This window comes from Vagococcus fluvialis bH819 (assembly GCF_900163795.1).
In the GTDB taxonomy this organism is placed as follows: Bacteria; Bacillota; Bacilli; order Lactobacillales; family Vagococcaceae; genus Vagococcus; species Vagococcus fluvialis_A.
Window position 1 is genome coordinate 630878 of record NZ_FWFD01000015.1, and the last position, 8504, is coordinate 639381.

At 32.6% G+C, this 8504-nt stretch carries 9 protein-coding genes; all 9 read left to right on the forward strand.

The window, feature by feature from the left end; translation table 11 throughout:
- Positions 1-62 precede the first annotated feature (62 nt).
- Entirely contained in the window at positions 63-344 is a 282-nt protein-coding gene (flgM, locus tag FM121_RS12600; protein ID WP_086952510.1) for a flagellar biosynthesis anti-sigma factor FlgM, read from the forward strand.
- A 1-nt stretch (position 345) separates the two neighbouring features.
- Positions 346-708: a hypothetical protein gene (locus tag FM121_RS12605; protein ID WP_086952511.1), complete on the forward strand. Its 363-nt coding sequence runs from the start codon at positions 346-348 to the stop codon at positions 706-708.
- 21 nt (positions 709-729) lie between these two features.
- Entirely contained in the window at positions 730-2256 is a 1527-nt protein-coding gene (gene flgK / locus FM121_RS12610; RefSeq protein ID WP_086952512.1) for a flagellar hook-associated protein FlgK, read from the forward strand.
- Positions 2257-2262: 6 nt separating this feature from the next.
- Positions 2263-3216, forward strand: coding sequence for a flagellar hook-associated protein FlgL (gene flgL / locus FM121_RS12615; protein ID WP_086952513.1), 954 nt, complete (start codon positions 2263-2265; stop codon positions 3214-3216).
- 216 nt (positions 3217-3432) lie between these two features.
- On the forward strand, positions 3433-4467 hold the full coding sequence (locus FM121_RS12620) for a WxL protein peptidoglycan domain-containing protein (RefSeq protein ID WP_086952514.1): 1035 nt from the start codon (positions 3433-3435) through the stop codon (positions 4465-4467).
- A gap of 101 nt (positions 4468-4568) precedes the next feature.
- On the forward strand, positions 4569-5240 hold the full coding sequence (locus FM121_RS12625) for a hypothetical protein (RefSeq protein ID WP_086952515.1): 672 nt from the start codon (positions 4569-4571) through the stop codon (positions 5238-5240).
- Positions 5241-5252: 12 nt separating this feature from the next.
- Complete coding sequence (locus tag FM121_RS12630) at positions 5253-5960, forward strand: hypothetical protein (RefSeq protein ID WP_086952516.1); 708 nt, start codon at positions 5253-5255, stop codon at positions 5958-5960.
- A gap of 94 nt (positions 5961-6054) precedes the next feature.
- Positions 6055-7266 carry a flagellin N-terminal helical domain-containing protein gene (locus FM121_RS12635; protein ID WP_086952517.1) on the forward strand — a complete coding sequence of 404 codons (1212 nt, stop codon included), beginning with the start codon at positions 6055-6057 and terminating at the stop codon, positions 7264-7266.
- A 133-nt stretch (positions 7267-7399) separates the two neighbouring features.
- Positions 7400-8504, forward strand: a 1105-nt coding sequence (locus FM121_RS14725) for a flagellin N-terminal helical domain-containing protein (RefSeq protein ID WP_086952518.1), incomplete at its 3' end; no start/stop codon positions are given.

Here is an 8504-nt window from a genome sequence, read left to right on the forward strand (position 1 = left end):
CCGATAACTATTATGTAGAAACAAATACTCATCTCTATTATTTTAATTAAAGGAGAATTTACATGAAAATAAATAATCAGTATTCAAAATATTGTGATAATTATAATTCACAAAAAAACAATGATATTAATGAAAAAAACAAAAAAGTTACAAAAGAAGAATCTGTTGCAATTAATCTTTCAAACGCAAGTAAACAAATTAGATTAAGTGACCAAGTGATTGAAAGTGATAATTCTAAAAGAGTTGCAGAGATTAAAAAAGCAATTAACGATGGTTCATATAAAATATCTTCCGATGAATTAGCCGATAAATTATTTGAAACGATAAAAGGACAACAACAATAATATGGAACCTACTAAACAAATTACACCAACATTAAAACAATTAATACGTGTATTAAAAAAAGAGAAAAAAGCATTACTAGAAAGTGATGGCATTCAAATTGAAAAAATAGTGAAACAAAAAGAACTAATCGTAGATTCTCTTAGTAGTATCAAAGGGGTACCAAACGAAAGTGAAAAAGGATTACTACGTGAAGTAAAAGAGTTGCAAGATAATAACCTTCTCTTAACAAAACAGGCAATGGCTTTTAATGATAATTTTATAAAGGCTGTTGGTGAAATTGCGCAAAAAACAAACGCAACTTACTCTAATAAAGGTAATCTAAAAAATCAAGTAGATGTTGGTTTTATCAATCACTCAATGTAAAAAAGATATAGGAGGAATACAATGACAGGCTTATTCGGAACACTAGGAACTGCTAATAGCGGTATGAACACCCAACAAACAGCTCTAGAAACATCATCACATAATATTGCTAATGCCAATACCCCTGGTTATTCAAGACAAAGGGCAGAGATGGAAACTAATCAACCTTATAATTATACAGGTATAGGGCAAATTGGGACAGGGTCAAAAGTATCTTCTATCACAAGAGCTTCAGATCAATTTGTACTAGCTAATATCAGAAAAGAAAATTCTGTCTATAATCAATACCAACAAAAGGCAGATGTTTTGGGTCAAATCGAAAGTATTTTTAATGAAACGCCAGGACAAAAAGCATTATCAGATGATTTAGCTGCTTATTTTGATGCTTGGTCACAATTGGCAAATAACCCAGAATCAAATACTGCAAAATTGATAGTAGTTGAAAATGGTAATAATTTGGCTGAAAATATTAATCGTACAGCTAAACAACTTGAAACGTTACACAATGATACTGTCTCAGTTCTAGAAAAAAATGTTTTGGATTTTAATAGTAAATTAGAAGAATTAAATGAAATTAACCAACAAATTTTCAAAGCATCTGCTGACGGTGGTGTCCCTAATGATTTGCTAGATAGACGAGATATGCTTCTAGAGGATTTATCTGGTTTCGGTAATATAGACACTACTTTTGATGAGTACGGTCGTGTGTCAGTAAAAATGGGTGGAGAAACAATACTAGCCCCTGGTGAAATTAGAACAATTAGTGTTGTAGTAGGAACTGATGAAAATGGCCAGCCACTTGTTTCAGAAGGTGGAAACTTAACGAATGAAAAAGTACCATTAACAAATGGTGAAACATATCCGGTTGGTCAGTTGTTGATTTCAAATCCTAAAGATACGCCAACTACTTTCCAACCAATTGAGGTAGAAAGTGGAGCAGCTAAAGGATTACAAGAGGGCTTAGCAGAAATTAATGCAAGAACAGAAGAGTTTAATATTTTTGTCTATAATTTAGCAACTTCTGTTAATACGATTCATTCAGATGATGGTAAGAGTATTGATTTTTTTACTTTTGATGAAAATAACAGTGCGAAGAGTATAAAAGTAAATGAAGATATAAAAAAAGATCCTTCATTAGTAAATGCAGGGAAAGATGTTGGACCTGATGGCGCTGTAGGTGATGGATCGAGAGCTTTAGCACTTGGTAACTTAAAGAATGCCCGATTTGGATACCCAGATGCTAAATTTGAATATGATCCAGATACAATGTCTTTTAAAGATGAGCCTGGTGGATCAACTTTACTTGGTTCTTACATTGATATTGTGACTAAAAATGGTATTGCAAAACAACAAGCTGATAATAGAGTGAACACGCAAGAGTTTTTACTTTTTCAATTAGAAGATCGTAAATATTCTGTTTCTGGGGTAAATATCAATGAGGAAATCACCGATGTTATGCGTTTTCAAAGAGCGTTTCAAGCTAATGCAAGAGTAATATCAGTCGTCTCTGATCTACTCGACACATTAATTAATAGAACAGGAGTGTAATAAAGAATGAGAGTATCCGATGCTAATCAACATGCGTCATTTCAACGGAATTTAAATCATAATTATACAAGAATGAATAAGTATCATCGTCAATTAAGTTCATTTTTAGAAATTGAAAAATCGTCAGATAATCCTTTAGCATTTTCTAAAATATTAAATATGAATGACTCAATTTATAGAAACGAAGGATACAATACAACTATCAATGAATCCATTGGTTGGAGTAATACTCAAGATGCGGCTCTTAAAAATGCGACTGAATCAATGCACCGTGTTAGAGATTTATTATTAGCAAGTGCTAATGATACTTTAGGTCCAGATGAGATGAAAGCCAATAAACAGGAAATGATATCTGAAATTGATGGAATCGTAGATTCACTTAACACTACTTATGATGGCAGATATGTATTTGGGGGACAAAATACAACAACCCCACCTTTTGAAGTTGTTAAAGATAGTAACGGAGACATCACAGAAATTAAATACCACGGAACAGATAACAATCTTCCAAGAGAGATCTCAGAAGGTGTGACTGTTGAACTTGTAACTGATGGTAGTAAATTCATGAATGAAACGACAGATGCTGATGGCAATGTTGATAATTTAAATATATTTGTTCAAGATTTGATGCTTGCTATGAATAATAATGATCATGCAGCCATTTCTGGAACAGCAGCAACCAGTGATGAACCAGCTACAGGTCTTATAGCCAGATGGGATAATCATCTTGAAAATATGGTCGATTCACGAGCCAAAATTGGAACGACAACTAACCGTTTAGAGTCAGCCAAGGATCGCAATGAAGCTGAGAATTTACAATTAAAAGAAGCTTTATCTGAGAAACAAGATATTGATTTAGCTGAGAAGTATATGGAATGGAGTACTGAAATGGTTGCTTACCAAGCCTGTCTTTCAGTGGGAACAAAAATTATGCAGACATCAATATTGGATTACATATAAAATAGAAAAACTATCAAAATGTGGCTTATTACCATATTTTTGATAGTTTTTTTTAATACTATCAAGTGAAAAATAGAACAATGTTAAATGAAAAATTTCTAATAAATAATTAATAAGTGTTATTTTATTACCGATAAATATATATATCAAGTGTTTTTTTAGATGGCTATCTTTTTAGTTTATTAAAGGAATCTTTAATTTTTTAGGAGGAGAGAAATGGTAAATACAAAAAGTTTAAAGATATTTTTAACGCTTATATTGTTTGGTTGTTTATTTTTTTCGTATCAAGTAGAGGCAAATGAAGGTGCTGGTTTTTCAATTGAATTAGAATTACCAAAAAATCAAAAAAAGGGTCCAACACAGTATTTTGATCTTAATGCTTTACCTGATGAAAAACAAATAGTTACGTTGTACATTGTTAATGATTCGAGTAATGTAGAGGATTTTGATTTAGTTATAACCGACGCTGCAACTAATTCTCGCGGTGTCATTGAATATACAAATAAAGATGCGACAAAACAAGTTTTAGAACATCGTAGGTTAACAGAAATTACAAGTATTCAAGAAAAGGCTACTGTAAAAAAAGGAGAAAGCCAAGCGATAAAAATAGAGATTAACCATCCTAAAAACAGTTATGAAGGTGTCATTTTGGGGGGAATTCATATTAGCCCTAATTTATCAGAAATGGAGAAAAAAAATCCTGGCTATTCTAATCTATTCACTCGATCCGTTGCTATTCAGTTAAATGGGAGTGAACTAGATAAAAACTTTGATTTAAAGTTACAGAATATGGAAAAAGATAATGATGCTGAAGGTTTTACGATTAATAATTTACTAACAAATAAAGCACCCATATTATTAAAAAACACAAAATTAAATCAAAAAATTATTAACAAAAAATCAAAAAAAATTATTTTTGAGGAAAACCAAAAAGTTGATATAGCACCATCTGCTGATTTTTATCTTCCTATAATGTTGGAAAAAAAGTTAAGTTCAGGATTATATGAGATGATTTTAACTTTTGAGAATGAAGAAGGTGATCGCCGGTTCAACCAAGAAATCAGACAAACTTTCAAAATCGATGGTGAGCAAGTTATTTTGGTTCATCGGACATGGTATTGGTTGTTCATATTAATTATCATATTGCTACTTATATACATTGCTTATCGTAAATACAAAGAAAAAGAAACTTTAGATGAGCCAAATTCTGAGGGTAACTTACAAGTTATAGAAAGTGAAAATACAGAATAAAAGTGATTTTAATTTGGAAAACAGCTTGTTTTTCAATTTTAAAATAAATAAAAAAGGCATTCTTAGATGATAAGAAATGTAGAAAGGTTGGGATGTGTTTCATGAATAAAAAGAAATGGTTTTATTTGCTACTCATCGTATTAGGTATATTTAGTCAAGGATTGGTTAGTCTTGCAGAAGAAGGGGATGATGAAGAAAACAAGGAACAGACATCTCTAGGTGAAACGGCATTGAAGTTCACCATATTAGGTAAGAAAGGACCGCTGAAGATAACTGAGGTGCCTACAATGACATTTTATGGGATGAAGGAGCAGAATGGCACTTCAGGCTATCGTGGTACTGGGAAACTTAAAAGTACTGGGAGTTTAGTTGTTACTGATGAGACTCGTTCGAGTACTGGTTGGAGTCTCCAATCTAAGGTTACAGTTAAAGATGGTCATGGGATGATTTACTATAATTTAAATTCAAATAATAGAATTGATTCATTTATAACATATACCCAATTATTTAATAATGATTCAAATAATATCGAAAGTTTTAAATCGGCTATGAAAGTTACTAATGTAGATTCTTCAAAATCTAAGATTGCTCAAACTCTGAAAGGCTACAACGATCCTGTGCAACAAAAATTAGATAGTATATTTACTTTAGATGAAGAGCAATCAAGTTTTGAATTTGAGAATAAATCTACGGCTAATAATTTAAGTAGAGCTATAAATGGTGAAAGACTTAATTTTATAATGCTGTGGGATCTAGTAACTGATCCTGAATAAAGGAGAAAAAAGATGAAAAAGAAAAGAATATTGAGTATCATTTTATTTACTACTATTTTATTATATCAAGTAAGTGTTAAAGCAGAAGAAGACATTTTAACTGATAATACACAGATGTATGGAAGATTAAGTTCAGGAGTTTCTCGAAGTATTACACCTAATGTTTTTCAATTTGGAGATATTATTTATAATGGAGAAGAGAAAAGTGTAGAAAAAACTGCTGTTGGGTCTACTAGTGTATTAGGTTTTTATGATCGTAGAGGTTTTATTTTGGAAAACAGAACACAGCTTATTGGTTCTTCAGCCCAAATTATCAATGTAAATAATGAAGAAATAGAACAACTAGGTGTTTTAGAAGATGGCATTCCGCAAATTACTGCGGTCATTGAAGATGTTCCTGATTGGTTAGCTACAACTGAAATTAGTTATACAATAAAATCTAATCAGGTTGATAAAACAGATATAGAAAGTAACGAAGGAACTGTTCCATTAAGTGGTGAAGTTGTTGAACCTTTTGCTTTCACGGGAGAAATAAATATGGATAATCCTAATGAAAGGCACTTATCAACTGATGAGAAGGGCTACTACGTACCTGGAACGATTTTAAAACAATACACGTTTTCCAATGTCAAACTAAACCTTCCAGCTGGAATTGAGGTTCCACCTGGTAAACAAACAATTGATTTAAAAATAAAATGGAATTTAGTTTATACTCCTTAAAAAAAAGAGTTAACTTCAAAAAAAAACAACCGATATATATAACAGAGGGTAACCTCAAAGTAAAAAGTAGTTTAAAAATAGGAGGAAAACAACAATGAGAATTAATACAAACGTACCAGCACTAAACACTTATTCACGTTTAACATCAGCAAATAACGCTAAGGCAGATTCATTAGCTAAATTATCATCAGGATTACGTATCAATCGTGCGGGAGACGACGCAGCAGGTTTAGCAATTTCTGAAAAAATGAAAGGCCAAATCGGTGGTTTAAAACAAGCTAGCCGTAATGCTCAAGACGGTATTTCATTAATCCAAACAGCTGAGGGTGCTTTAAATGAAACACACGATATCATCAACCGTATGCGTGACTTAGCAACACAAGGATCAAATGGAACGTTAAGTAACGAAGACCGTGCGGAAATCAACAAAGAATTTGATGCTTTAAAAGAAGAAGTAGACCGTATTTCACAAACAACTAACTTTAATCAAAAGAACTTGTTGGATGGTGAATTTGATTCATCTTCTAAACAAGCTGTTGCTAAAAAAGGTGACGTTGATATGTATATGACAGTCAACTACACTGATAAAAAATTAGATGGTGCATTTGATGTTGAATATACAAGAGATGGTAATGGCAATACGAATGTTGTATTAACTGGTGCAGGTGCAGCAAGTTATGAAGTAAAAGATAACGAAGATGGTACATGGATTATTAAAGAAAAAGATACAGGAAGTGCTCCTGATCCTGTAGTTGAAGGAAAAAGTGTTGGTGTTGTCAAACTCACAACAGAAGGTAGATATGGTAGTGGACTTGTTGGAATGCAGGCAGATACAGCTAATGCTGGATCATGGAAACCAGATCCAACTACAGAAGCTAAACACTCTTCTGTATTTACCGAAGAAACAACTAAAACAGGTTTAGACTTCCATGTAGGAGCTAATACAGGCGACATTATCAGCGTTGAAATTGGAACAATTAACTCAAAAACTTTAGGATTAGAAGACCTTAATTTATCTGATCAAAAATCAGCTGAAATGGCAATCAACCAATTAGATTTAGCTTCTTCAAAAATCTCAAGCACTCGTTCTGATTTAGGAGCTGCACAAAACCGTTTACAACATACAATCAACAACTTATCTGTTGCACAAGAAAACTTAACAGAAGCGAATTCTCGTATTAGAGACGTAGATATGGCTGAAGAAATGATGAACTTTACGAAGAATAACATTCTTTCTCAAGCAGCAACTTCTATGTTAGCACAAGCTAATGCAATGCCACAAAGCGTTCTTTCTTTATTACAGTAATAATTATTAAAAACGATCTATTTTAGGTCGTTTTTCTCTTTATTCAGATTAATTATTTTTAAAAAGAGCCGATATATATAACAGAGGGTAACCTCATCATAATACCTTAAAAAAATTCAGGGGGAAAATAATCATGAGAATTAATACAAACGTACCAGCATTGAACACTTATTCACGTTTAACATCAGCAAATAACGCTAAGGCAGATTCATTAGCTAAATTATCATCAGGATTACGTATCAACCGTGCCGGAGACGACGCAGCAGGTTTGGCGATTTCTGAAAAAATGAAAGGCCAAATCGGTGGTTTAAAACAAGCTAGCCGTAACGCACAAGATGGTATTTCATTAATCCAAACAGCTGAGGGTGCTTTAAACGAAACTCACGACATCATCAACCGTATGCGTGACTTAGCAACACAAGGATCAAACGGAACATTAAGTAACGAAGACCGTGCGGAAATCAACAAAGAATTTGACGCGTTAAAAGAAGAAGTAGATCGTATCTCACAAACAACTAACTTTAACCAAAAGAATTTATTAGATGGTGAATTTGATACTTCTTCAAGATCAACTACTAAATCAGTTAATGATGCAAACATGTACATGACTGTAAGCTATTCAGATAAAAATCTTACAGATGAGGTTTCTATTGGTTATGTTAGAGATAAAGATGGTGAAAAACATGTTCAATCGATGAACGCTGATTATAAAACTGTAGATAACAATGATGGTACATATTCAATTTATAAAAAAGATGATGTAACTTCAACTGGTACTGGAACAGCTGAAGTAAGTGTACCAAAAGAAGGTAAAAAATCAGTAGGTGTTGTTAAATTAACAACAGAAGGTCGATATGGAAATGGTGAAGTTGGTATGAAAGCTGATGGATCTGCACCAGAGCCTACTAAAATAGCAAAAACAACAACAACTTTTACGGCAAACCCAGGTAAAAATGCTTTAGATTTCCATGTAGGCGCTAATACTGGAGATATCATTAGTGTAAGTATTGGAACTATTGACTCAAAAACATTAGGCTTAACTGATCTTAATTTATCTGATCAAAAATCAGCTGAGATGGCAATTAATCAATTAGATTTAGCTTCTTCAAAAATTTCAAGTACTCGTTCTGACTTAGGTGCAGCTCAAAACCGATTACAACATACAATTAATAACTTATCTGTAGCTCAAGAAAACTTAACTGAAGCAAATTCTCGTATTAGAGACGTAGATATGGCTG